The sequence below is a fragment of the Modestobacter sp. VKM Ac-2978 genome (assembly GCF_026968025.1).
Taxonomy (GTDB): Bacteria; Actinomycetota; Actinomycetes; order Mycobacteriales; family Geodermatophilaceae; genus Modestobacter.
In genome coordinates this window covers 559,701-582,443 of record NZ_JAPVBP010000002.1, presented here as the reverse complement: position 1 = coordinate 582,443, position 22,743 = coordinate 559,701, and the positions used below count along the sequence as shown (strand labels likewise).

Annotated in this window: 17 protein-coding genes; 2 read left to right on the top strand and 15 right to left on the bottom strand. The window is 74.6% G+C overall.

Translation table 11 applies throughout. The annotated features are described in order from the left end of the window. The first annotated feature begins 263 nt into the window (after positions 1-263). Positions 264-1,748, top strand: a complete 1,485-nt coding sequence (mqo, locus tag O2W53_RS06585) for a malate dehydrogenase (quinone) (protein WP_269162202.1) — start codon at positions 264-266, stop codon at positions 1,746-1,748. A gap of 192 nt (positions 1,749-1,940) precedes the next feature. Here mqo and O2W53_RS06580 read toward each other — a convergent pair whose 3' ends face one another. Beyond that, entirely contained in the window at positions 1,941-3,452 is a 1,512-nt protein-coding gene (locus tag O2W53_RS06580; RefSeq protein ID WP_269162201.1) for a potassium/proton antiporter, read from the bottom strand. Between the two features lie 108 nt (positions 3,453-3,560). Between O2W53_RS06580 and ileS the strand changes: the two genes are divergently transcribed. Beyond that, positions 3,561-6,704 (top strand): isoleucine--tRNA ligase, encoded by a 3,144-nt coding sequence (gene ileS / locus O2W53_RS06575; RefSeq protein ID WP_269162200.1) that lies wholly within the window; start codon positions 3,561-3,563, stop codon positions 6,702-6,704. A gap of 128 nt (positions 6,705-6,832) precedes the next feature. Here ileS and wag31 read toward each other — a convergent pair whose 3' ends face one another. The 14 genes from wag31 to O2W53_RS06505 all read right to left on the bottom strand — a co-directional run bounded on the left by wag31 (position 6,833) and on the right by O2W53_RS06505 (position 22,739). After that, positions 6,833-7,570, bottom strand: a complete 738-nt coding sequence (wag31, locus tag O2W53_RS06570) for a DivIVA-like cell division protein Wag31 (protein ID WP_269162199.1) — start codon at positions 7,568-7,570, stop codon at positions 6,833-6,835. A 97-nt stretch (positions 7,571-7,667) separates the two neighbouring features. Then, positions 7,668-7,967: a YggT family protein gene (locus tag O2W53_RS06565; RefSeq protein ID WP_269162198.1), complete on the bottom strand. Its 300-nt coding sequence runs from the start codon at positions 7,965-7,967 to the stop codon at positions 7,668-7,670. Between the two features lie 51 nt (positions 7,968-8,018). Continuing rightward, positions 8,019-8,834, bottom strand: coding sequence for a cell division protein SepF (locus tag O2W53_RS06560; RefSeq protein ID WP_269162197.1), 816 nt, complete (start codon positions 8,832-8,834; stop codon positions 8,019-8,021). A 108-nt stretch (positions 8,835-8,942) separates the two neighbouring features. After that, positions 8,943-9,662 (bottom strand): YggS family pyridoxal phosphate-dependent enzyme, encoded by a 720-nt coding sequence (locus O2W53_RS06555; protein WP_269162196.1) that lies wholly within the window; start codon positions 9,660-9,662, stop codon positions 8,943-8,945. A gap of 100 nt (positions 9,663-9,762) precedes the next feature. Beyond that, positions 9,763-10,464, bottom strand: coding sequence for a peptidoglycan editing factor PgeF (gene pgeF, locus O2W53_RS06550; RefSeq protein WP_269162195.1), 702 nt, complete (start codon positions 10,462-10,464; stop codon positions 9,763-9,765). A 26-nt stretch (positions 10,465-10,490) separates the two neighbouring features. After that, positions 10,491-11,804 (bottom strand): cell division protein FtsZ, encoded by a 1,314-nt coding sequence (gene ftsZ / locus O2W53_RS06545; RefSeq protein ID WP_269162194.1) that lies wholly within the window; start codon positions 11,802-11,804, stop codon positions 10,491-10,493. A 327-nt stretch (positions 11,805-12,131) separates the two neighbouring features. Beyond that, positions 12,132-12,947 (bottom strand): cell division protein FtsQ/DivIB, encoded by an 816-nt coding sequence (locus O2W53_RS06540; protein ID WP_269162193.1) that lies wholly within the window; start codon positions 12,945-12,947, stop codon positions 12,132-12,134. Continuing rightward, the gene (murC, locus tag O2W53_RS06535; RefSeq protein ID WP_269162192.1) at positions 12,944-14,407 is read right to left on the bottom strand and encodes a UDP-N-acetylmuramate--L-alanine ligase; all 1,464 of its coding nucleotides are present in this window, start codon (positions 14,405-14,407) and stop codon (positions 12,944-12,946) included. The genes O2W53_RS06540 and murC overlap by 4 nt, the downstream gene beginning before the upstream one ends. Then, entirely contained in the window at positions 14,404-15,579 is a 1,176-nt protein-coding gene (gene murG / locus O2W53_RS06530) for an undecaprenyldiphospho-muramoylpentapeptide beta-N-acetylglucosaminyltransferase (protein WP_269162191.1), read from the bottom strand. The genes murC and murG overlap by 4 nt, the downstream gene beginning before the upstream one ends. Beyond that, a complete protein-coding gene (gene ftsW / locus O2W53_RS06525; protein ID WP_269162190.1) occupies positions 15,576-17,237 on the bottom strand; it encodes a putative lipid II flippase FtsW in 1,662 nt (553 codons plus the stop codon). Before ftsW ends, murG begins: the two co-directional genes overlap by 4 nt. Positions 17,238-17,244: 7 nt before the next feature. Next, positions 17,245-18,675, bottom strand: a complete 1,431-nt coding sequence (gene murD, locus O2W53_RS06520; RefSeq protein WP_269162189.1) for a UDP-N-acetylmuramoyl-L-alanine--D-glutamate ligase — start codon at positions 18,673-18,675, stop codon at positions 17,245-17,247. Between the two features lies 1 nt (position 18,676). Beyond that, positions 18,677-19,756, bottom strand: coding sequence for a phospho-N-acetylmuramoyl-pentapeptide-transferase (gene mraY / locus O2W53_RS06515; protein WP_269162188.1), 1,080 nt, complete (start codon positions 19,754-19,756; stop codon positions 18,677-18,679). Beyond that, the gene (locus tag O2W53_RS06510; RefSeq protein ID WP_269162187.1) at positions 19,753-21,183 is read right to left on the bottom strand and encodes a UDP-N-acetylmuramoyl-tripeptide--D-alanyl-D-alanine ligase; all 1,431 of its coding nucleotides are present in this window, start codon (positions 21,181-21,183) and stop codon (positions 19,753-19,755) included. Before O2W53_RS06510 ends, mraY begins: the two co-directional genes overlap by 4 nt. Then, positions 21,180-22,739 carry a UDP-N-acetylmuramoyl-L-alanyl-D-glutamate--2,6-diaminopimelate ligase gene (locus tag O2W53_RS06505; RefSeq protein ID WP_269162186.1) on the bottom strand — a complete coding sequence of 520 codons (1,560 nt, stop codon included), beginning with the start codon at positions 22,737-22,739 and terminating at the stop codon, positions 21,180-21,182. The genes O2W53_RS06510 and O2W53_RS06505 overlap by 4 nt, the downstream gene beginning before the upstream one ends. Positions 22,740-22,743 lie beyond the last annotated feature (4 nt).

The window sequence follows — 22,743 nt, the reverse complement described above, 5'->3', positions numbered from 1 at the left end:
AGCGGCCGGCTGTGCCCGCTCCGGCAGTCCGCGGCGGTGCCCCCGGTCCCGGACGCCCGCGCCGAGGGGCAGGATCGGTGCCCGTCGGCCCGACGCGTCATCGGGGCTGGCGCTGCGCGCGGAGGCGACGCGGAGGACCCTGGGGCGATGCGCCTGTGATGCATCTCATCCCCTCACTTCGGGGGGACGCCCGGGTTCCGGACGTGTCGCCCGCCGACGCGGACGACGATGGGCCGGTACGCACTCAGTCACGGAGGCAGATCTTGACCACGGATGGTTCCTCGAACCCCGACGTAGTCCTCGTCGGCGGCGGCATCATGAGCGCGACGCTCTCCGCGCTCCTGGGCGTCGTGGCGCCGGACTGGACCGTCGCGGTCTTCGAGTCCGCCGACCAGGTCGCCGGCGAGAGCTCCGACGCGTGGAACAACGCCGGCACCGGCCACTCGGCCCTGTGCGAGCTGAACTACACCCCCGCCGCACCCGACGGGCACGTCGACACCGCCAAGGCCGTCGGCATCAACGAGCAGTTCCAGGTGTCCCGGCAGTTCTGGTCGCACCTGGTGCGCGCCGGCCTGACCGACTCCCCGAAGCGGTTCATCACCTCGGTGCCGCACATCAGCTTCGTCAGCGGCGAGGCCGGGCGGCAGTACATGCGCACCCGGTACGACGCGCTGGCCGCCGAGCCGCTGTTCGCCGAGATGGAGTACACCGACGACCGCGACGCGCTCGCCTCGTGGGTGCCGCTGATGATGGCCGGCCGACCGGCCGGGGAGGTCGCCGCCGCGACCCGGTCGCTGGCCGGCACCGACGTCAACTTCGGGGCGCTGACCCGGCTGCTGCTGGACGCGGCGGTCAGCCGCGGCGTCGAGCTGCACACGTCCACCCGGGTCCGCAAGGTGCGGCGGGAGTCCGACGGGCGCTGGGCGGTCACCGTCCGCTCCGGCTCCGGCCGCAGCCGCACCGTGCGCACCCGTTTCCTCTTCGTCGGGGCCGGCGGCGGCGCGCTCCCGCTCCTGCAGGGCTCCGACATCCCGGAGATCCGTGGCTTCGGCGGGTTCCCGGTCAGCGGCCAGTTCCTGCGCACCCGCTCCCCGGAGCTGGTCGGTCAGCACCAGGCCAAGGTCTACGGCCAGGCGAAGGTCGGCGCACCGCCGATGTCGGTGCCGCACCTGGACCTGCGGCTGATCGACGGCGAGCAGGCGCTGCTGTTCGGGCCCTACGCCGGCTTCTCCCCCAAGTTCCTCAAGGCCGGGTCGATGTGGGACCTGCCGAAGTCGGTGCGCAGCGGCAACCTGGGCTCCATGCTCGGCGCCGGGATCGCCAACATCCCGCTCACCAAGTACCTGGTCGGTCAGGTCCTGCAGTCGACCAGCGCCCGGTTCCGCGCGCTGGAGGAGTTCGTGCCGACCGCCAAGCAGGACGACTGGGAGCTCATCACCGCCGGCCAGCGGGTGCAGGTCATCAAGCAGGACCCGACGACCGGCCGCGGGGTGCTGCAGTTCGGCACCGAGCTGATCGTGGGGGCCGAGGGGTCGATCGCCGGTCTGCTGGGCGCCTCCCCCGGCGCCTCCACCGCGACGTCGGCGATGCTCACGCTGCTGGAGCGCTGCTTCCCGGAGCGGATGGACACCTGGCGTCCGCTGCTGCAGGAGGCCATCCCCTCCTACGGCCACAAGCTGTCCCAGGAGCCGGCCCTGATGGCCGAGGTCCGCGCCGACACCACCAAGACCCTCGAACTACAGGGCTGAGCGCCCCGATCGCGGAGCCCGGAGGGCTCCCGATCGGGGCGCTCACCCGCAAGCCGAAGCGGGTACCTGCGGCCCGAAGGGCCGCTGAGCTGTGCCGTCGCGGGGCCGGAGGCTCCCGACGGCACCGCTCCCAACGGCTCAACGTGACCGGGGCACGGCACCTGGCCGCGGTGCGGCCCGGAGGGTCGCCGTCTAATCAGTCTCGCTGGGCTGGCCGCTCTCGCCGCGCCAGGTGGCGAGCCGGCCGGCCCGGCTGACGGCGCGCAGCCGTCGCTCGGCCTCCTGGCGGGAGCCGCGCGCGGACACCAGGAGCGCCTGGTCGCCGTGCATCAGCCGGGTGGACCGGTCGGGGACGAACGGCTTGCCGTCGCGGACGACGAGGACCACCGCGGCGTCCTCGGGCAGCCGGAGCTCGGGCAGGTAGACGCCGTGCAGCCGGGACGTCTCCGGCACCCGCAGCTGCATCAGCTCCGCGCCCAGCTCGTCGAGCGGGGCGGACTCGACGTCGATGTCCTGCGGGGTGACCGGGGTGGCCAGCCGCAGCAGCCGGGCGACGGCAGGCAGTGACCAGCCCTGCACCACGGTGAAGACGACGACGAGCACGAACACCGTGTCGAACACCCGGGTCGCACCGGGCACCTGGGCGGCGATGGGGAACGTCGCGAGCACGATCGGCACCGCGCCGCGCAGCCCGGCCCAGGAGATGAACAGCTGTTGGGCGATCGGGATGCGGAACCAGACGACGCTCAGCAGGACCGAGACCGGGCGGGCGACCAGCAGCAGCGCGCCGCCCACGAGCAGCGCCGGCAGCAGGGCGTCGGGCAGCCGGGCCGGGGACACCAGCAGCCCGAGCAGGACGAACAGGCCGATCTGGGCGAGGCTGGCCAGCCCCTCCGCGAAGCCGATGGTGCCGGCCCGGTGCGGCAGCGCGGCGTTGCCCAGCACCAGGCCGCAGAGGTAGACGGCGACGAAGCCCGAGGTGTGCACCAGGTCGGCGGTGGCGAACGCCAGCACGCACAGCGCCACGGTGGCCAGCGGGTAGAAGCCGACCAGCGGCAGGGCGGCCCGCCGCAGCAGCCAGGCCCCGCCGAACCCGATCGCGAGGCCGATCGCCGTCCCGCCGGCCAGCTCACCGAGCACCTCGGCCAGGACCAGGTACCAGACGGCGGCGGTCCCGCCGGTGAGCTGCTCGCTGAGCACCAGGACGAGCAGGATGACCGGCGCGTCGTTCAGCCCGGACTCCAGCTCCAGCGCGGCGACCATCCGCCGGGGCAGCGGGATCCGGCGCAGGGTGGAGAAGACCGCGGCCGCGTCGGTGGAGGTGACCACCGCCCCCAGCAGCAGGGCGAAGAGCCATTCGAAGTCCAGCAGCCAGACGGCGATCGAGGAGACGACGGCGATGCTCACCACCACGCCGACGGTGGCGAGCGCGATGCCCGGGCCCACCGCCCGGCGGACGTCGGACCAGCGGGTCGTCAGCCCACCCTCGGCCAGGATCACCACGAGCGCGGCGACGCCGAGGGTCTGGGTGAGGCCGACGTCGGAGAACTCGATGCCGAGGCCGCTCTCCCCCAGTGCCACCCCGAACGCCAGGTAGAGCAGCAGCGAGGGGAGCCCGATCCGGTCGGCGAGCCGCAGCGCGACGGCGGCGAGGAGGACGACGAGGGCGCCGACGGCCAGCGCGATGGTGACCGTCGTGTTCATCCGCGGGCCCCCATGGGGGCAGTCTCCCGTACCGCCGTCCCGGGGGTCTGCGCGCCGTGGACCGGCGGCTGCGCGAAGGGGGTGGCGGGGTCGGGGATGATGGGCGGCGTGAGTGCTCCCTCCGGCCCGTTCCAGGCCCTCCCCCCGCAGGTCGACCTGCCGGCCCTCGAACACGAGGTCCTCGAGCAGTGGGAGGCCGACAAGGTCTTTGCCCGATCGCTGGAAGGCTCCGCCGACCGGCCCCAGTGGGTCTTCTACGAAGGCCCGCCCACGGCCAACGGCCGCCCCGGCACCCACCACATCGAGGCGCGGGCGTTCAAGGACGTCTTCCCCCGGTTCAAGACGATGCAGGGGTACTCCGTCCCCCGGCGGGCGGGCTGGGACTGCCACGGCCTGCCGGTGGAGATCGCGGTGGAGCAGGAGCTCGGCTTCGCCGGCAAGCCGGACATCGAGCGCTACGGCATCGCCGAGTTCAACGCCCGCTGCCGGGAGTCGGTGGAGCGGCACGTCGGCGCCTTCGCCGAGCTGACCCAGCGGATGGGCTACTGGGTCGACATGTCGACCGCCTACCGGACCATGGACGCCAGCTACATCGAGAGCGTCTGGTGGTCGCTGCAGCAGGTGTTCGACAAGGGACTGCTGGTGGAGGACCACCGGGTCGCCCCGTACTGCCCGCGCTGCGGCACCGGGCTCAGCGACCACGAGGTGGCCCAGGGCTACGAGACGCTGACCGACCCCTCGGTCTACGTCCGGCTCCCGGTCACCAGCGGCGAGTGGGCGGGGAAGGCCGACCTGCTCATCTGGACGACGACGCCGTGGACGCTCCCGTCCAACACCGCGGTCGCCGTGCACCCCGACGTCACCTACGTGGTGGCCCGCACCGACGACGGGACCTTCGTCGTCGCCGAACCGCTGCTGACCGCCGCGCTCGGCGAGAACGCGAAGGTGCTGGCCCGCACCACCGGCCGGGACTGGGAGCGGGTGCACTACCAGCGGCCGTTCGAGCTGGTCGACTTCCCCGAGGGGGACGCGCACTTCGTCGTCCTGGCCGAGTACGTCACCACCGAGGACGGCACCGGGCTGGTGCACCAGTCCCCCGCCTTCGGCGCCGATGACTTCACCGTCTGCCGGTCCTACGGCCTGCCGGTGGTCAACCCGATCGACGCCACCGGCCACTTCACCGCCGACGTGCCGCTGGTCGGTGGCCACTTCTTCAAGGCCGCCGACCCGACCCTGGTGCAGGACCTGCAGGACCGGGGCGTGCTGTACCGGGAGATGCGGTACGAGCACAGCTACCCGCACTGCTGGCGCTGCCACACGCCGCTGATGTACTACGCCCAGCCGTCCTGGTACATCCGCACCAGCCAGGTCAAGGACCAGCTGCTGGCACAGAACGAGCGGACGAACTGGTACCCGGAGAACATCAAGGAGGGTCGTTTCGGCGACTGGCTAAACAACAACGTCGACTGGGCGCTGTCCCGCGACCGGTACTGGGGCACGCCGCTGCCGATCTGGCGCAACGACGCCGACCCGTCCCGGATGGTCGTCGTCGGCTCGCTGGCCGAGCTGTCGGAGCTGACCGGCCGCGACCTGTCCGACCTCGACCCGCACCGGCCGTTCATCGACGAGGTGACCTTCACGGTGCCGGGCGAGGAGGGCACCTACCGCCGGGTGCGTCAGGTGATCGACGCCTGGTACGACTCCGGGTCGATGCCGTTCGCCCAGTGGGGTGCGCCGCACCGGAACAAGGCGGAGTTCGAGGCCGCCTACCCGGCGCAGTTCATCGCCGAGGCGATCGACCAGACCCGCGGCTGGTTCTACACGCTGATGGCGGTCGGCACGCTGGTGTTCGAGCAGAGCTCGTACGAAAACGTGCTGTGCCTGGGCCACATCCTGGCCGAGGACGGCCGGAAGATGAGCAAGCACCTGGGCAACATCCTCGAGCCCATGCCGCTGATGGACCGGCACGGCGCCGACGCCGTCCGCTGGTTCATGCTGGCCGGTGGCTCGCCCTGGTCGGCCCGCCGGGTCGGCCACGAGACGCTGTCCGAGGTGGTCCGCAAGGTCCTGCTGACCTACTGGAACACCGCCAGCTTCTTCACCCTCTACGCCGAGACCAACGGCTGGGACCCGGCGGTCGCCCCCGCTCCCCCGCGCGCCGAGCGTCCGCTGCTGGACCGCTGGGCGCTCGCCGAGCTGGCGTCGGTCACCGCCGGCGTCACCGACGCGCTGGAGCAGTTCGACACGCAGACCGCCGGGCGGCTGATCGCCGAGTTCGTCGACGACCTGTCCAACTGGTACGTCCGGCGCAGCCGGCGCCGGTTCTGGGACGGCGACCCGGCCGCGCTGGGCACCCTGCACGAGGTGCTCGACGGCCTGACCCGGCTGATGGCCCCGTTCACGCCCTTCGTGACCGAGCGGGTGTGGCGTGGCGCCGTGGTGCCCGGGGCGGCGGACGCCGTGGACTCGGTGCACCTGGCGAGCTGGCCGGCCGTGGACACCGACGCCCGGGACGACGCCCTGGTGGCCCAGGTGGCGCTGGTCCGTCGCCTGGTCGAGCTCGGCCGGTCCGCCCGCACGGCGGGCAAGGCCCGCACCCGCCAGCCACTGGCCCGGGCGCTCGTCGCCGCACCCGGCTGGGCACAGCTGCCCCGTGACCTGGTCGCCGAGGTGGCCGAGGAGCTGAACGTCGCAGAGCTGACCGAGCTCGCCGGCGTCGACGGCTCACTGGTCGACGTCTCGGTCAAGGTCGACTTCCGTGCGGTGGGACGCCGGATGGGCAAGCAGGTGCAGGCCGTCGCCGCGGCGGTCGCCGCCGCGGACGCCGCCGAGCTGGTCGCCGCCTACCGGGCCGGGACGGCCACCGTGCCGGTCGACGGTGCGGAGGTGCCGCTCGTCGAGGGCGACCTGGTGATCACCGAGACCCCGCGCGAGGGGTGGACGGTGGCCTCGGGCGGTGGGCTCACCGTCGCGCTCGACCTGACCCTCACCCCAGAGCTGGAGCGGGCCGGCCTGGTGCGCGAGGTCGTGCGGCTGGTGCAGGACGCCCGCAAGTCCAGCGGGCTGGCGGTCAGCGACCGGATCGAGGTCCGGTGGACCGGCGAGGGTGCGATCGCCCAGGCGCTCACCGAGCACTCCGCCCAGCTGTCCGCGGAGGTGCTGGCCACCGCCGTGCACGCCCAGCAGACCGGGGACGGCGACGGCCTCGAGGGTCCGGCGGGCGCCCGGGTCTGGATCACCCCGGCGAGCTGACGCCCGGCCGGGCCCCACGACCCGGGGCCCGGCCGGCTCGGACAGCACAGAGCCCCGCCGGACCAGGTCCGGCGGGGCTCTGTCGTGCTGAGGGGTCGTGCTGAGGGGCCGTGCTGTGGAGCGGCGCCTCAGGCGCTGACGTGCTGGCTCTGCCGGCTGTTGAACGCCGGCTCGGCCGAGCCGCGGCTGTCCAGGTCGCGCAGGTGCGACTCCAGGTAGGAGCGCAGCCGGGTGCGGTACTCCCGCTCGAAGGTGCGCAGCTCGTCGACCTTGCGCTCGAGGCTGGCCCGCTTCTCCTCCAGGGAGCCCATCGCCTCCACGTGCTTGCGCTCGGCGTCCTGGGCGAGGGCGGTGGCCTTGGCGCGGGCCTCCCGCTCCATCGTGTCCGCACGGGTGCGGGCGTCGCCCAGCATGGCGTCGGCGCGGCTCTTGGCCTCACCGACCATCTGCTCGCTCTTCGCCCGCGCCTCGGACATCATCCGGTCGCTGCTGCTCTTGGCGGTGCCCACCATCTGGTCGGCCTGGGCCTTGGCCTCGTTGACGTGCCGCTCGGCCGTCTCCGTGGCGAGCGCCAGCATCCGGGAGGCACGGATCGCGTCGTCCTCGCGCACCTGCGCCGCGGGCGCCTGGGTCGGCGGGGGCGGCGGGGCCGCGACGGTCATCGGCGCCGGCTCGGGCCGCTCCTCCCGCGCACCGGAGCCACCGGCACCGGAGCCGCGCAGGTCGTTGTTCTCCTCGATGAGCCGGGCCAGCTCGGCCTCGACCACGTCGAGGAACGCATCGACCTCGTCCTCGTCGTAGCCGCGCTTGCCGATCGGCGGCTTCTTGAAGACGACGTTGTGCACGTCGGCGGGAGTCAGTGGCATGCGGCTCACCTCAGGTCGGGCGGGAGGAACGGGAACGGGTCCGGATCGGCGGCGAACCGCATCGGGTCCACACCCCGCTCGGGCACGGTACGACGGATCATGCGATGGAGTAGGCCATGCTGCTCAAGATGCTGCGCAGGAGGATCACGCCGATCAGCAGCACCATAAACCCCAGGTCCAGCCGGATGGACCCGAGGTTCAACGGCGGGATGACCTTGCGGACCGCCTTGAGCGGCGGGTCGGTCGCGGCGTAGACGACCTCGAGCCCCGCGGCGACCAGACCCTGCGGGCGCCAGCTGCGGGCGAGCACCATCACCCAGTCCACGACGAACCGGGCGAACAGGAGGATCAGGAAGACGAGCAGGATCGACGAGACGATCTGCAGAAGGAGAGCCACGGTCCTCGCTCGTTCGGGAGCAGCTCGCGCCGGGGCGTGAGGTGCGCGGGGTCAGGACTGGCTGAAGAACCCGCCCTCACGGATGCGGGCCTTGTCCTCAGCCGTCACGTCGACGTCCTGCGGACTGAGCAGGAAGACCTTGGCCGTGACGCGCTCGATACTACCGTGCAGCCCGAACGTGAGGCCGATGGCGAAGTCGACGAGCCGCTTCGCGTCGGCGTGCTCCATGTCGGTCAGGTTCATGATCACCGGCATGCCGTCCCGGAAGCGCTCCCCGATGGTGCGGGCCTCGTTGTAGGAGGCCGGGTGCACCGTGGTGATGCGGTAGTTCTGCGGGGACGGCGCCGGCGCGGGGGCAGGGGCCGGGACGGGCTCGGGGACCGACGCCACGGGCTCGCTCATGGCCAGGCCGGCTGCGGCTCCGGAGCCGCCGGAGGAGATCCGGCTGCGGCCCGAGGAGCCGGCGCCCATGCTCCCGGCGGCGGACAGCCCGCCACCGGCGAGGCGTGCTGCAGTGCTGCCGCTCGACGGGGTGCCCGCCAGTCCGATCGTCCGGGGGGTGGCCGGACGCCGTCCCAGCGAGACCTCGGGCTCGGGGGCGCGCTCCTCGACCGGCTCGTCGGCGAGGCGGACGCCGGCGTACTCGGTGTCGTAGCCACCGCCGTAGCCGCTGCCGTAGCCGTAGCGGGACTCCTCGGCCACGGGGTCGGCGTCGTCGGCGGCGTAGCGGTCGTACCCGTGGTCGTAGCCCCGGTCGTCCCGGTCGTAGTCGCTCTGACGTGCGGCGTAGCGGTCGTACCCACCGCGGGTGTCGTCGTCCTCGACGAGGCCGAGGTAGACCCCCATCCTCCGCATCGCTCCGGCCATCGGACGTCTCCCTCTGGTCTCGTCGGCGCTGGACGCCCCGCGCTGCAACAGGTTGCTGGGTGGTTCAGGTGGTGCTGGTGTGACTCGGCAGGGCGCACGGGTGGTGCGTCACTGCCCTGCGTCGGAGGTTAGGGGGCGCGTGCCGAACAACGCGGTACCGACACGCACCACGGTGGCCCCAGCTGTCACAGCAGCCTCCAGGTCGCCGCTCATGCCTGCCGATGTCTCCGTGGCACCAGGATGATCGGAGCGCACCCGGTTGGACAACACGGCCAACCGCTCGAACGCCGGGCCGGGCTCCTCGTCCCGCGGGGCCACCGCCATCAGGCCGCGCAGGCGCAGCTCCGGCGCCGCGGCGATCGCATCGGCGAGGCCGGGGACGTCGGCCGGCGCGGCGCCGCCCCGGCTCCCGAGCTCGCCCTCCGGGCCACCCAGGTCGACCTGGACGTAGACGTCCAGGACCCGCTGCTCGCGTTCGGCGGCGCGGGCCAGCGCCGTCACGAGCGGGGCCCGGTCGACCGAGTGCACCGTGGCACCGAGCCGGGCCACCGGGCCGACCTTGTTCCGTTGCAGCTGCCCGACCAGGTGCCAGTGCAGCTCGGGGACGGCAGGGTCGGCGGCCAGCGCCGCCGCCTTGCCGACCAGCTCCTGCACGCGGTTCTCGGCGAAGTGCCGTTGCCCCAGTGCGGCGAGGGCCCGGACGTCCTCGGCCGACCACGTCTTGCTGACCGCCAGCAGGTGCACCTCCGCCGGGTCGCGGCCGGCCGCCCGGGCAGCGGCGTCGATCCGGGCGCGGACGGCCCGCAGGTTGTCGGCGAGGGACGTCATGTCCTGATCCTCCCCCGGGACCCGGGCCCGCTGCCGGGGCCCGCCGTCCGGCCCGGTCCAGGGACCGGCCCGCCTGCCGGGAGAGCGGGGTCCGTCGGCCTCAGCCGAGCCAGACGACGCCCGCCTGGCGACCGGTCACGCCGTCGCGGCGGTGGCTGAACAGCCGGGGGTCCTCGACGGTGCAGCGCGGGTCGTGCACGACCTGCCCGACCCCGGCTCGGCGGAGCACCTCAGCCAGCCCGGCCCGCAGGTCCAGCCCCGGCGTGCCGCGCCGGGTGCGGACCGCACTGGCCGGGGCGACCCGGGCGACGTCGGCCTGCATCTGCGCCGGGACCTCGTAGTCAAGGCCGCAGACGGCCGGGCCCAGCAGCGCCTCCACGTCGCCGGGGCGGGAGCCCAGCCGGGTCATCGCCGCGAGCGTGGCCGGGACGACACCGGTGCGCACGCCCTCCCGGCCGGCGTGCACCGCGGCGACCACCCCGGCGACGGGGTCGGCCAGCAGCACCGGCACGCAGTCGGCGACCAGCACGCAGAGCACCAGCCCGGGGGTGGCGGTCACCAGTGCGTCGACGTCGGCCACCGGGTTCTCCTCGGCGTCCTCGACGATCGCGACGCCGGTGCCGTGCACCTGGGTCATCCAGAGCAGCCGGTCGCCGGGCACGCCGAGCTCGCCGGCCAGCCGGGCCCGGTTGGCGGCCACGGCCTCGGGGTCGTCGCCGACGTGGACACCCAGGTTGAAGGAGTCGTACGGCGCAGCAGAACGGCCGCCCCGCCGGTCGGTGACGACCCGTCGGGGCCGCACCGCCGACAGAGCGGCCGCACTGTCTGTCACTGGCTGCGCAGGAACTCGGGGATGTCGAGCTCTTCCTCGAAGTCGTCGGTCGCGAGCGGCCGGCGGTTGCCGCCGGACTGCCCGGCGATCGGCGGCAGCGGGGGCACGGTGATCCCGCCGCCCTGCGGCGCACTGCCGGGCTGACCCGGTCGCGGCGCCGACGGCGAGGAGGTCACGGGTGCCGCCGGGGCCTGCGGCGGTGCAGCCTGGGCCGGAGCCGAGCTGGCCGGCCGCTCGCCGGTCTGCGCCGGCACCGACGGACGGGCCGCCGGCGGAGCACTGACCGGTGCGGCCGGAGCAGCCGGGGCGCTCGGGGGCGAGGTCGCCAGCGGCGTGCTGCCGGCGTCCTTGCGGGTGCTGGGCTTGCCACCGTCGAACCCGGCCGCGATCACGGTGACCCGCACCTCGTCACCGAGGGCGTCGTCGATGACGGCACCGAAGATGATGTTGGCGTCGGGGTGCGCGGCGTCGGAGACCAGCGAGGCGGCCTCGTTGATCTCGAACAGACCGAGGTCCGACCCACCGGAGATCGACAGCAGGACGCCGTGGGCGCCCTCCATCGAGGCCTCCAGCAGGGGTGAGGCGATCGCCTGCTCGGCGGCCAGCAGCGCGCGGTTGTCGCCGCGGGCGCTGCCGATCCCCATCAGCGCCGACCCTGCCCCGGACATGACCGACTTGACGTCGGCGAAGTCCAGGTTGATCAGACCGGGGGTGGTGATCAGGTCGGTGATGCCCTGCACACCGGAGAGCAGCACCTGGTCGGCGGTCCGGAAGGCGTCCATCACGCTGACGTTCCGGTCGCCCAGCTGCAGCAGCCGGTCGTTCGGGATCACGATCAGCGTGTCGCACTCGTTGCGCAGCTCCTCGATGCCCGTCTCGGCCTGGACCGCCCGCCGCTTCCCCTCGAAGGAGAACGGGCGGGTGACCACGCCGATCGTCAGGGCGCCGAGCTTGCGGGAGATCGAGGCGACGACCGGCGCACCGCCGGTGCCGGTGCCGCCGCCCTCGCCGGCCGTCACGAAGACCATGTCGGCGCCCTTGAGCACCTCTTCGATCTCCTCGCGGTGGTCCTCGGCGGCCTGCCGGCCGACGTCGGGCTGCGCGCCGGCACCCAGACCTCGGGTGAGCTCACGACCGACGTCGAGCTTGACGTCGGCGTCGCTCATCAGCAGCGCCTGCGCGTCGGTGTTGATCGCGATGAACTCGACCCCCTTGAGGCCGACCTCGATCATGCGATTGACCGCGTTCACCCCGCCGCCGCCGATGCCGACGACCTTGATGACCGCTAGGTAGTTGTGCGGAGGTGTCATGCCGCGCTCCCCAACTGGACCCTCATCCTTAGGTTAAGCCTTATAGTTATGTCAACTGAGTCGTTGTGAGGACGAAGTTAGGTGTGCCCATCCGGGGCAGCAAGCACCCTCCTCGGCTCGGCGTGTCCATCGGGCGGATTCTCACGAGGATCTCTCGACCCATCCGTCACTTTGCACTCACCAGACGTGACGACCCGCCTGGTCAGCGTCTCCAGTTCACCTCAAGACATCTCCCGACCCCGTAGGCACGCCCGAGACGTAGGACTCGCGGACCTTTTTCCCGGCCGGGCGTGTCGTGCGCCCCGCGGCACCCCTCGGCACCGGTCCTCAGCGCAGGACGACCGCGTCGGGGGTGCTGACGTCGAGGGTGTCGGCCGGGTCGAGGGTGCCGTCGTCGATCTGGTCCAGCAGCGCACCCAGCACCTCGGCCTTGCGGTCGGTGCGCTCAGCACTCCCCCACCGCACCGACCGGCCGTCGGTCAGGGTCAGCGTGACGTCGTCGGCGGTGCGCGCGGACACCCCGGTCACCTGGCTGCGCACGGTGTCCGGCAGCGCGGTCAGCGCACCCAGCGCGGCGGTGGTGGCCGCGTCGTCCGGGCCGGGCTCGCGCACGTCGAGCGGGACGACCCCGGACGGGGCGTCCCCGGTGATCGTGTCGAACACGACGCCCCCGGCATCGACCAGTCCCCGGGTGCCCTCCTGCTGCACGACGGCGACCGGCACCCGCTCCGCCAGCGTGACCACGACCGTCCCCGGCCAGCCGCGGGTCACCTCCACCGAGTCGACCTGCGGCAGCTGCGCCACCCGTGCGGTCGCCGCCTCGGTGTCCACCCGCACCAACGGGGTGCCCTCCTCGATCCCGGCGACGGAGACGACCTGGGCGTCCGACAACGCGACGGCCCCGTCGACCCGCACGGTGCGCACCGCCAGCAACGGGCTGGCCAGCAGCACCCAGACCGCCAGCGCCACCACGAGGGCCAGCCCGACCGCCAGCACGACCAGCCGGCGGCGGGGCGTGCCGGTGCGCCGGGACCGCCCGCGCCGGGCACGCAGCGAGGTGACCGGTGCGGCAGCTGCCGCCGGGGTGGCGCCGCGGCGCGGCCTGCGGGACCGGTCGCGGGTCGTCGACCCCGTACGGCTCACCGGGGTGGCTCCGACCCGTCCTCCACCGCGTCCGACAGCTCCGGCGGCGGCGCCAGCGCCACCAGCACCTCGGGTCCGACCATCGACACGTCCCCGGCGCCCATGGTCACCACCAGGTCACCCGGGCGTGCCCGGGCGGCCATCGCACCGGCGGCCGCCGACCAGGACGGCTCGAAGGCGACCTGCCCGGCGGGCAGCGGCACCGCGTCGGCGACCAGGGCACCGGTGACCCCGGGCACCGGGTCCTCTCGGGCGCCGTAGACCTCCATGACCACGACCTCGTCGGCCAGGCCCAGGGCCTCGCCGAAGCCGGTGGCGAACTCCGCCGTCCGGCTGTAGAGGTGCGGCTGGAAGAGCACCAGCAGGCGCCCCTCCCCCACCACCGCGCGGGCGGCACGGAGCTGGGCGGCCACCTCGGTGGGGTGGTGGGCGTAGTCGTCGTACACGCGGACCCCGGCGGCGGTGCCCTTGAGCTCGAAGCGCCGGTGCACCCCGCCGAACCGGCCCAGCCCGTTGACCAGCCCGGCGACCGGGAGCTCCAGCTCGATGCCGGCGAGCAGCGCGGCCGCGCTGTTGAGCGCCATGTGCACGCCGGGCAGCCGGATGTGCACCGCGCCGAGCTCCTGGCCGTCGAGGACGGCGGTGTACCGGGTGCCGTCCGGACCCACCTCCAGGTCGAGCAGCTGCAGGTCCGCACCGGCCGACTCGCCGTAGGTGCGCACCCGGGCGGCGGCGCCGACCGTGGCCAGCCGGGCGGCCCCCGGGTCGTCGGCGCACAGCACCAGGAAGCCGTCGGCGGGCACGGTGCGGGCGAAGGTGTCGAACGCCGCCTCGACGGCGGCCAGGTCGCCGTAGTTGTCCAGGTGGTCGGCCTCGACGTTGGTGACGATGCCCCCGCGCGGGGCCAGCAGCAGGAAGGACCGGTCGCTCTCGTCGGCCTCGGCGAGGAAGACGTCGCCCTGACCGGCGTGGGCGTTGGAGCCGGACTCGTTCAACGTGCCGCCGATGGCGAAGGAGGGGTCGACGCCACAGGCCTGGACGGCGACGGTCAGCATCGAGGTCGTCGAGGTCTTCCCGTGGGTGCCCGCCACCGCGACGCTGCGCCGGCCGGCCATCACCGCCGCCAGCGCCACGGCCCGCGGCAGCACGCGCAGCCCGCGGTCCCGCGCGGCCACCAGCTCGGCGTTCTCGTCGCGGATCGCGGTGGAGACGACCACGGTCGCGGCCTCGCCCAGGTGCTCGGCGGCGTGCCCGACCTCGATCCGCGCACCGAGGGCGTCCAGCGCACGCAGCGCCGGTGAGTCCCGCCGGTCACTGCCGGACACCGGCACGCCGCGGGCGAGCATGATCCGGGCGATGCCGCTCATCCCGGCGCCGCCGATGCCGATGAAGTGCACCGGCCCGAGCTCGGCCAGCGACGGGATGGGGCCGCGCCAGGCAGCGACGTCGTCGGCGCTCATCGGTCGCCCACCTCCCGGCCGGCGACCTGCAGCACGAGGTCGGCCAGCCGCTCGTCGGCGTCGGGGGTGCCCGCGGCGGCCGCGTGCTCGGCGAGCGCCGACAGCGCCTGCGGGTCGGTGAGCAACGGGACCAGCTCGCTCTCGATCCAGGACGGCGACAGGTCGGCGTCGGCGACCAGCACCGCGCCACCGGCCTCGACCACGGGCAGCGCGTTGAGCCGCTGCTCGCCGTTGCCGATCGGCAGGGGCACGAACGCGGCCGGCAACCCGACCGCGGAGAGCTCGGCGACGGTGACCGCACCGGAGCGGCACAGCGCCAGGTCAGCCGCGGCGTAGGCCAGGTCCATCCGCTCCAGGTAGTCGACGACGACGTAGGGAGCCGACCCGGCCGGCCGCGCGGGCACCGACACCTCGGTGTTCTTCGGCCCCCGGGCGTGCAGCACCTGCACCCCGGCGGCGGTCAGCGCATCGGCCGCGGCGACCGCGGCCCGGTTCAGCGACGCGGCGCCCTGCGAGCCCCCGAACACCAGCAGGGTCGGGCGGTCGGGGTCCAGCCCGAACTCGGCCCGCGCCTCGGCGCGCCGGGCGGCCCGGTCCAGTCCGCTGATCGCCGTCCGCAGCGGCATCCCGACGTGCTCGGCACCGCGCAGCCGTGTGCTCGGCACGGTGACCGCGACCCGGGCGGCGAGCCGGGCGCCGATCCGGTTGGCCAGCCCCGGCAGTGCGTTCTGCTCGTGCACCACGATCGGGACGCCGGCCCGGCGGGCGGCCAGGTACGCGGGCAGGGCCACGTACCCGCCGAAGCCGACGACCACGTCGGCGTCGAGCTCGGTGAGCAGCTCCCGCGTCTCGGCGACGGCCCGCCGGAGCCGGCCGGGGACGCGCAGCAGGTCCGGCGTCGGCTTGCGCGGCAGCGGCACCGGCGGGATGAGCCGCAGGTCGTAGCCGCGGGCCGGCACCAGCCGGGTCTCCATGCCGCGGGCGGTGCCCAGGCAGGTGACCCGCGCCGCCTCCCCGGCACCGGTGCGGCGGGTGAGGGCGTCGGCGAGGGCGAGCATCGGCTCGATGTGGCCGCCGGTGCCGCCACCGGCGAGGACGACGCGCACCGGTGCGGCACCGGACGGGGGCACGCCCGGGACGTCGTCGCCGGGGTCGGGCTGGGGAGAGGTCACTGCGGGCGTCCTGGCCGTTCGGTTCTCGGGGGGCGGGACCGCTGGACGGGCCGGAGCCGGGCAGCGGGCGGCTCACCGGACCAGGGACGGTCGCGGAGCCCCTCGCGCAGGGCGGGCCCCGCAGCAGACGAGGGCCGGCTGCGGACCGTCGGGCGGTCACCGGGGTTCTGCCGGCGGTCGACAGTCTGCCGTTCCGCGCCGCCGCGGCGCGCGTCCGGGGTGGGCGCCGGCTCCTCGGGACGACGTCCCCGGGCCGGGGCGGACGACGACGGGTGACCCGTCACCCGGGCGACCGTCCGGCCGTTCCCACGCCGGGGCGCCGCGGGCGGCGGGCCGGCGCGGCCGGCGGACCGGGTCTCCCGGCGCCGACGGGAGGGCACCGGGTCGACGGCCACCGCGGGGACCGGCGCCAGCAGCCGGGCCAGCCGACCGCGGCGCTGGCCCCGCTGGAAGGCGATCGCGGCCGGTTCGGCCCGGGCGAAGCGGACCAGCAGCCCGACGACGAAGAGGGTGAGGACCAGCGAGGTGCCGCCGGCGGAGATCAGCGGCAGCGTCACGCCGGTGACCGGCAGCAGGCCCACCACGTAGCCCATGTTGATCGCGGCCTGCCCGACCAGCCACACGGTGATGGCGACGCTGGCCAGCTGGACGAAGCGGTCGGTGGACCGGCGGGAGATCCGGAAGCCGGCCCAGGCGAGGATGCCGTACAGGGTGACCACCACGAGGCAGCCCAGGAAGCCCAGCTCCTCGCCGATGATCGCGAAGATGTAGTCGGACTCCGCGTGCGGCAGGATGTTCCACTTCATCGCGCTGTTGCCCAGCCCGACGCCCCACACCCCACCGGTGGCCAGCGCGTACAGCCCGCGGATCGCCTGGTAGCCGCCGTTCTCCGGATCGGCGAAGGGGTCCAGGAACGAGGTGATCCGGGCCATCCGGTAGCTCGCGAACGTGACCATCAGGACGACGGCCACGGCGGCGAGCGCGACGGCACCGGCGATGTAGCGGCGGGACAGCCCGCCGGCCCACATCAGCCCGGCCAGCACCAGCCCCAGGCTCACCACCGCGCCCATGTCCGGCTCGAGCAGCAGGAGCACCGACAGCACGCCGAACACCGGCAGCACCGGCACGAGCAGCGACCGGACGGTCAGGTACTTCTCCCGCAGGGCGATGACGTGGGCGCCCCAGAGGGCGAAGACCAGCTTGCCCAGCTCGGAGGGCTGGAAGTTGGTGAAGCCCAGGTCGAACCAGGCCCGGGAGCCGTTCAGCTTGAGCCCGATGCCCGGCACCAGGACCAGCAGCAGCAGCCCGGCGACGCCGAGCAGCCCCCAGCCGGAGAACTGGCGGATGCGGCCGACCGGCAGGTGCATCGCCACCAGCATGGCGAGCAGCCCGATGACGGCGAAGGCGATCTGCCGGACGCCGGGCAGCCAGGCCGGCTGACCGGCCTTGGCCGCCTCGATCGAGGAGGCGGAGAAGACCATGACCAGGCCGATCGCCAGCAGCATGCCGGCCGCGCCCAGCACCAGGTGGGAGCTGGTCATTGGACCGTCGAGCCAGGCCGGGGCGCGGAAGCGTGGGCCCTCGGCGCGGGGTGCGGCCGGTGGTTGCTCCTCGCGGCCGGCGCGGCGGGAGGAGCGCTGCCCGGTGGTCGCCGTCACCGGCCGGTCATCCCAGCGCGCGGACCGCGTCGGCGAAGGCCCGGCCGCGGTGCGCGTAGTCGGTGAACACGTCCATCGAGGCCGCCGCCGGGGCGAGCAGCACGGTGTCCCCGGGGCGGGCCAGCTGGACGGCGGCCGCGACCACCTCACGCATCACACTGTCCCCATCGGTCACCACACCGCCATCGTCGCCGCTGGGGACGACCGTGCGTGGGACCGACGGGGCGTGTCGCGCCAGTGACCGGGCCAGCACCTCCCGGTCCCGGCCCAGCAGCACCACCCCGGCCAGCCGCGGGGCGACCGCGGCGACCAGCGGATCGACGTCGGCGCCCTTGAGCAGGCCGCCGGCGATCCACACCACCCGTGGGTAGGCGGCCAGCGAGGCGCCGGCCGCGTGCGGGTTGGTGGCCTTGCTGTCGTCGACGAAGTCGATGCCGTCGACGGTGCCGACCAGCACGTTGCGGTGCGCGCCCCCGCGGAAGCCGGCCAGGCCACGCCCGACCGCGGCGGCGTCGACCCCCGCGACCCGGGCCAGCGCCGCGGCGGCCAGGGCGTTCACCGTGTTGTGCGGCCCCCGCACCTGCAGGGCGTCCAGCTCGACCAGCACCTCACCGGCCGGCTCGGCGCTGAACGCGCGGTCCACGAGGGCACCGGCCCGGACGCCGAGCTGGCCGCGCTCGGGCTCCCCGAGGGTCACGGTGACCGGGTGCCGGTGGCCGCCGACGAGCCCGGACGCCACCGGGTCACCGGCGTCGGCGACCGCGACCGGTGCCAGCCGCAGCAGCAGGGCCTTGGCGTCCCGGTAGGCGTCGAACGAGCCGTGCCAGTCGACGTGGTCGTCGGCGACGTTGAGCACGCAGGCGCCGGCGGGGGCGATCGACGAGGACCAGTGCAGCTGGAAGCTGGAGAGCTCCACGGCGATCGCGTCGTGGGCGGGGGTGCCGTCGGCGTCGCGGGCGGTGACCACCTCGATGAGCGGCCGGCCGACGTTGCCCGCAGCGACCGCCCGCCGCCCGGCGGCCAGCAGGACCGCCTCGAGCATCGTGACCGTCGTCGTCTTGCCGTTCGTGCCGGTGACCGCGAACCAGGGGGCGGGCTCCGCGCCCGGGGCCGCGATCCGCAGCCGCCAGGCCAGCTCCGGCTCGCCGATGACCTCCACCCCGCGGGCGGCGGCGGTCCGCAGCAGCGGGGAGTCCGGGCGCCAGCCCGGGGAGGTGACGACCAGGTCGACGTCCTCCGGCGGTTCGCTGAGCGCGCCGAGCCAGCGGGCCCCCGCTGCGACCAGCTCGGCCAGCACGGCGGGCTCGGTGGCGTCGGTGAGCAGGACGTCGTCCCCGCGGGCCAGCAGCACCCGGGCGGCCGCGGCGCCGGAGACCCCCAGCCCGGCGACCAGCACGGTGCCCAGCGGGCGTTCCGCCGTCCCGTCCGTGTGCGCCATCTCAGAGCCCCGTGACGGAGAGCCAGTCGGCGTAGAACAGCCCCAGCCCGAAGGCGACGGCCATCCCGGTGACCAGCCAGAACCGGACGATCACGGTGTTCTCCGCCCAGCCGGCGAGCTCGAAGTGGTGGTGCAGCGGTGCCATCCGGAAGACCCGCCGCCGGGTCGCCCGGAAGAAGCCGACCTGGATCACCACCGACAGGGTGACCGCCACGAACAGCCCACCGAGCACGACCAGCAGCAGCTCGGTGCGGGTGACGATGGCCAGCCCGGCCATCAGCCCGCCCAGGGCCAGGGAACCGGTGTCGCCCATGAAGATCCGGGCCGGTGAGGTGTTCCACCACAGGAAGCCCAGGCAGGCGCCCATCGCCGCGGCGGCCACCAGGGTCACGTCGAGCGGGTCGCGGACGGTGTAGCAGCCGTCGACGACGCCGCCGGCGCAGTCGTTGCCGAACTGCCAGAACGAGATGACCACGTAGGAGCCGAACACCATCGCCGAGGCGCCGGCGGCCAGCCCGTCGAGGCCGTCGGTGAGATTGACCGCGTTGGAGAAGCCGGCGATGAAGAGGTAGGCCAGCGCGACGAACGCGACCGTCGGCAGGGTGAGCGGGGCGATGTCCCGGACGAAGGAGACCGTCGTGGTGGCCACCGCGGTCCCGTCCTCGCCGTCGGCCATCAGCGCGAGCACGGCGAAGGTGACCCCGATGACCAGCTGGCCGACCAGCTTGGCGGTCTTGTTCAGGCCGAGGCTGCGCCGGTACCGGATCTTGAGGTAGTCGTCGAGGAACCCGACCGTGCCCAGGCCGATGAGCAGGAACAGCAGCAGCAGACCGGTGGCGGTGACGCCACGGCCCTCCTGGTTGATCACGAACAGGTGCGCCACCAGGTAGCCGACCACCGTGGCCAGCACCATCACGGTGCCGCCCATCGTGGGCGTGCCCTTCTTCGACAGGTGGCTCTCCGGGCCGTCGTCCCGGATCTCCTGACCGAAGCCGTGCTTCCGGAAGGCCTTGATCGCCAACGGGGTCAGCAGGATCGAGACGATCAGCCCGACGGCGGCGGCGACGAGGACCGACCTCACGCGGTCACCTCCGGGCCGCCGTCGGCGATCAGGTCGGCGGCGAGCTCCTCGAGGCCGTAGCTGCGCGAGGCCTTGACCAGCACGACGTCCCCGGGCCCGACCACCTCGCTCAGCAACCGCCGGGCTGCTGCCCGGTCCGGCAGGTGCACGGACTCCTCCTGCTCTCCCCCGCGGTCGCCTGCGCGACCACGGGCGTCCAGTTCCGCACGGGCACCCGCGTGCACACCCGCCGCGTCGGGCCCGACGGAGACGACGAGGTCGACCCCGGCGCGCACGGCGTCCCGGCCCAGCTCCTCGTGCGCCACCCCGGCGGTGGGGCCGAGCTCGCCCATCGCGCCGAGCACGGCGATCCGGCGGCGGCCGCGCAGCCGGCGGAGCGCGGCCAGCGCAGCCCGCATCGACTCGGGGTTGGCGTTGTAGGCGTCGTTGACGACGGTCACGCCGTCGGCGCGGGTGGTGACCTCCATCCGCCAGCGGCTGCGCGGGGCGGCGGCCGACAGCGCCTGCGCGACGGCGGCGGGCGTCATCCCGGCGGCCAGGGCCGCGCCGGCGGCGGAGAGCGCGTTGGCGACCTGGTGCACCCCGACGACCTGCAGGGCGACCGGGTGCTGCTCGCCGCGGGCGACGAGGGTGAACCGGGCGCGGGCGGCGTCGTCGAGCTCGACCCCGGTGGCCCGCACGTCGGCGTGCTCGGCCAGCCCGGTGGTCAGCACGGCGGCCTCCGTGCGGGGTGCCATGCCGGCCACCCGCGCGTCGTCGGCGTTGAGCACGGCGGTGCCGGTGGCCGGCAGCGCGGCGACCAGCTCGCCCTTGCTGGTGGCGATCACCTCGGCGCTGCCGAACTCCCCCAGGTGGGCGGACCCGACGTTGAGCACGACGCCGATCGCCGGCCGGGCGATCCCGCACAGCCGGGCGATGTGACCGGGGCCGCGGGAGCCCATCTCCAACACCAGGAAGCGGGTGTCCGCGTCAGCGGAGAGCACGGTCAGCGGCAGGCCGATGTCGTTGTTGAACGAGCCCTGCGGGCTGACGGTCGGGCCGGCGGCGGCCAGCACCTGGCCCAGCAGGTCCTTGGTCGAGGTCTTGCCGGAGGACCCGGTGACGCCGATGGTCACCAGCCCCGCCTCGACCAGCCGGCCGTGCACGGCCGCGGCCAGCCGGCCCAGGGCCGCCACCGGGTCGGCCACGACCACGCAGGGCAGCGCCGGGTCGGCCCGGGCGGTGAGCGCACCGGCCGCGCCGGCCGCCGCAGCGGCGGGGAGGAAGTCGGCGCCGTCGACCCGCTCCCCGGGGAGGGCGACGAAGAGGTCACCGGGGGCCACGGCACGGGAGTCGACCAGCACCGCACCGGTCACCTCGGTCGAGCCGTCGCCGACGAGCTCGCCGTCGACGGCCGCGGCCACCTCGGCCAGGGTCAAAGCGATCACGCGTCCACCTCGGCGTGGGCGGCCAGCAGCTCGTGCAGCACCACGCGGTCGTCGAAGGGCAGCACCTCGCCCCCCACCTCCTGACCCGTCTCATGGCCCTTGCCGGCCACGAGCAGCGTGTCACCCGGCCCGGCGAGCCCGACGGCGGCCGCGAGCGCGGCCCGCCGGTCACCGATCTCCAGCACCTCGGCCCGCCGGTCGGCGGGGACGTCGTCGGCACCGGCACGCATCGCCGCGCGGATGACCGCGGGGTCCTCCGAGCGCGGGTTGTCGTCGGTGATCACCAGGACGTCGCTGCCGGCCGCCGCGGCGGCGCCCATCCCCGGCCGCTTGCCCGGGTCGCGGTCACCGCCGCAGCCGAGGACGGTGAGCAGCCGCCCGGGGGTCGCCGGACGGAGCGCGGCCAGCGCGGTCTGCACCGCGTCGGGGGTGTGCGCGTAGTCGACGACGGCGACGAACGGCTGGCCGGCGTCCACCGGCTCCATCCGGCCGGGGACGACGGTCTCGGCGATCCCGGTCAGCGACGTCTCCGGCGGCACCCCGACGGCGTCCAGCAGGGCGACGGCGAGCACCGCGTTGGCCACGTTGAAGCTGCCCGGCAGCCGCAGCCGCGCCAGCCAGCTGCGGCCGCCGGGACCGTGCAGCGTGAAGGTCGAGCCACCGGCGGGGACGGCGGCCACGTCGGTGGCCGACCAGTCCGCCCCACCGGCCCCGGAGCTGGAGACGGTGACCGTGCCGGGGCGGACCAGCCGCCGACCGGCGGGGTCGTCGACGTCGACCACCTCGACCGCGGCGCGGCCGTCGAACAGCAGCGCCTTGGCCTGGAAGTAGCTCTCCGGGTCGCCGTGGAAGTCCAGGTGGTCGCGGGAGAGGTTGGTGAAGCCGGCGGCGGCGAAGCGCACCCCACCGACCCGGCCCAGGACCAGCGCGTGGCTGGACACCTCCATGACCACCGCGCGCACCCCCGAGTCGACCATGGTGGCCAGCAGCGCGTGCAGGTCGGCCGCCTCCGGGGTGGTGCGGACGCTGGGCAGCTCCGTGGTGACCGGTGCACCGTCGGCGTCCCGGCCCCGGGTGCGGGTCTGCACGGTGCCGATCAGGCCGCTGGCCCAGCCGGCGGCGGCCAGGCCGGCCTCGATCAGGTAGGCCGTCGTCGTCTTGCCGTTGGTGCCGGTGATGCCGAGCACGGTCAGCTGCTCGCTGGGGCGCCCGTAGACCCGGGAGGCGACCGCGCCGAGCACGGCCCGCGGGTCGTCGGCCACGCAGACCGGCAGGCCTGCGGCCCGGGCCTGCTCCTCCCCCGCCGGGTCGGTCAGCACCGCGCGGGCGCCGCGCGCGGCGGCGTCGGCGGTGTAGCGGGCGCCGTGGGTGCGGGCGCCGGGGAGGGCGGCGTAGAGGTCACCGGGGCGGACGTCGCCGGACGCGTGGGTGACGCCGGTGACGGCCACGGCGGTCGCGCCGGTCACCGGGTCGCCGATGAGGTCGGCGAGATCGGCGAGGGAGAGCGGGCGGTTCCCGGCTGGCCGGGACGCCGCCCCGGGGGCGGTCGGGGTCACGACG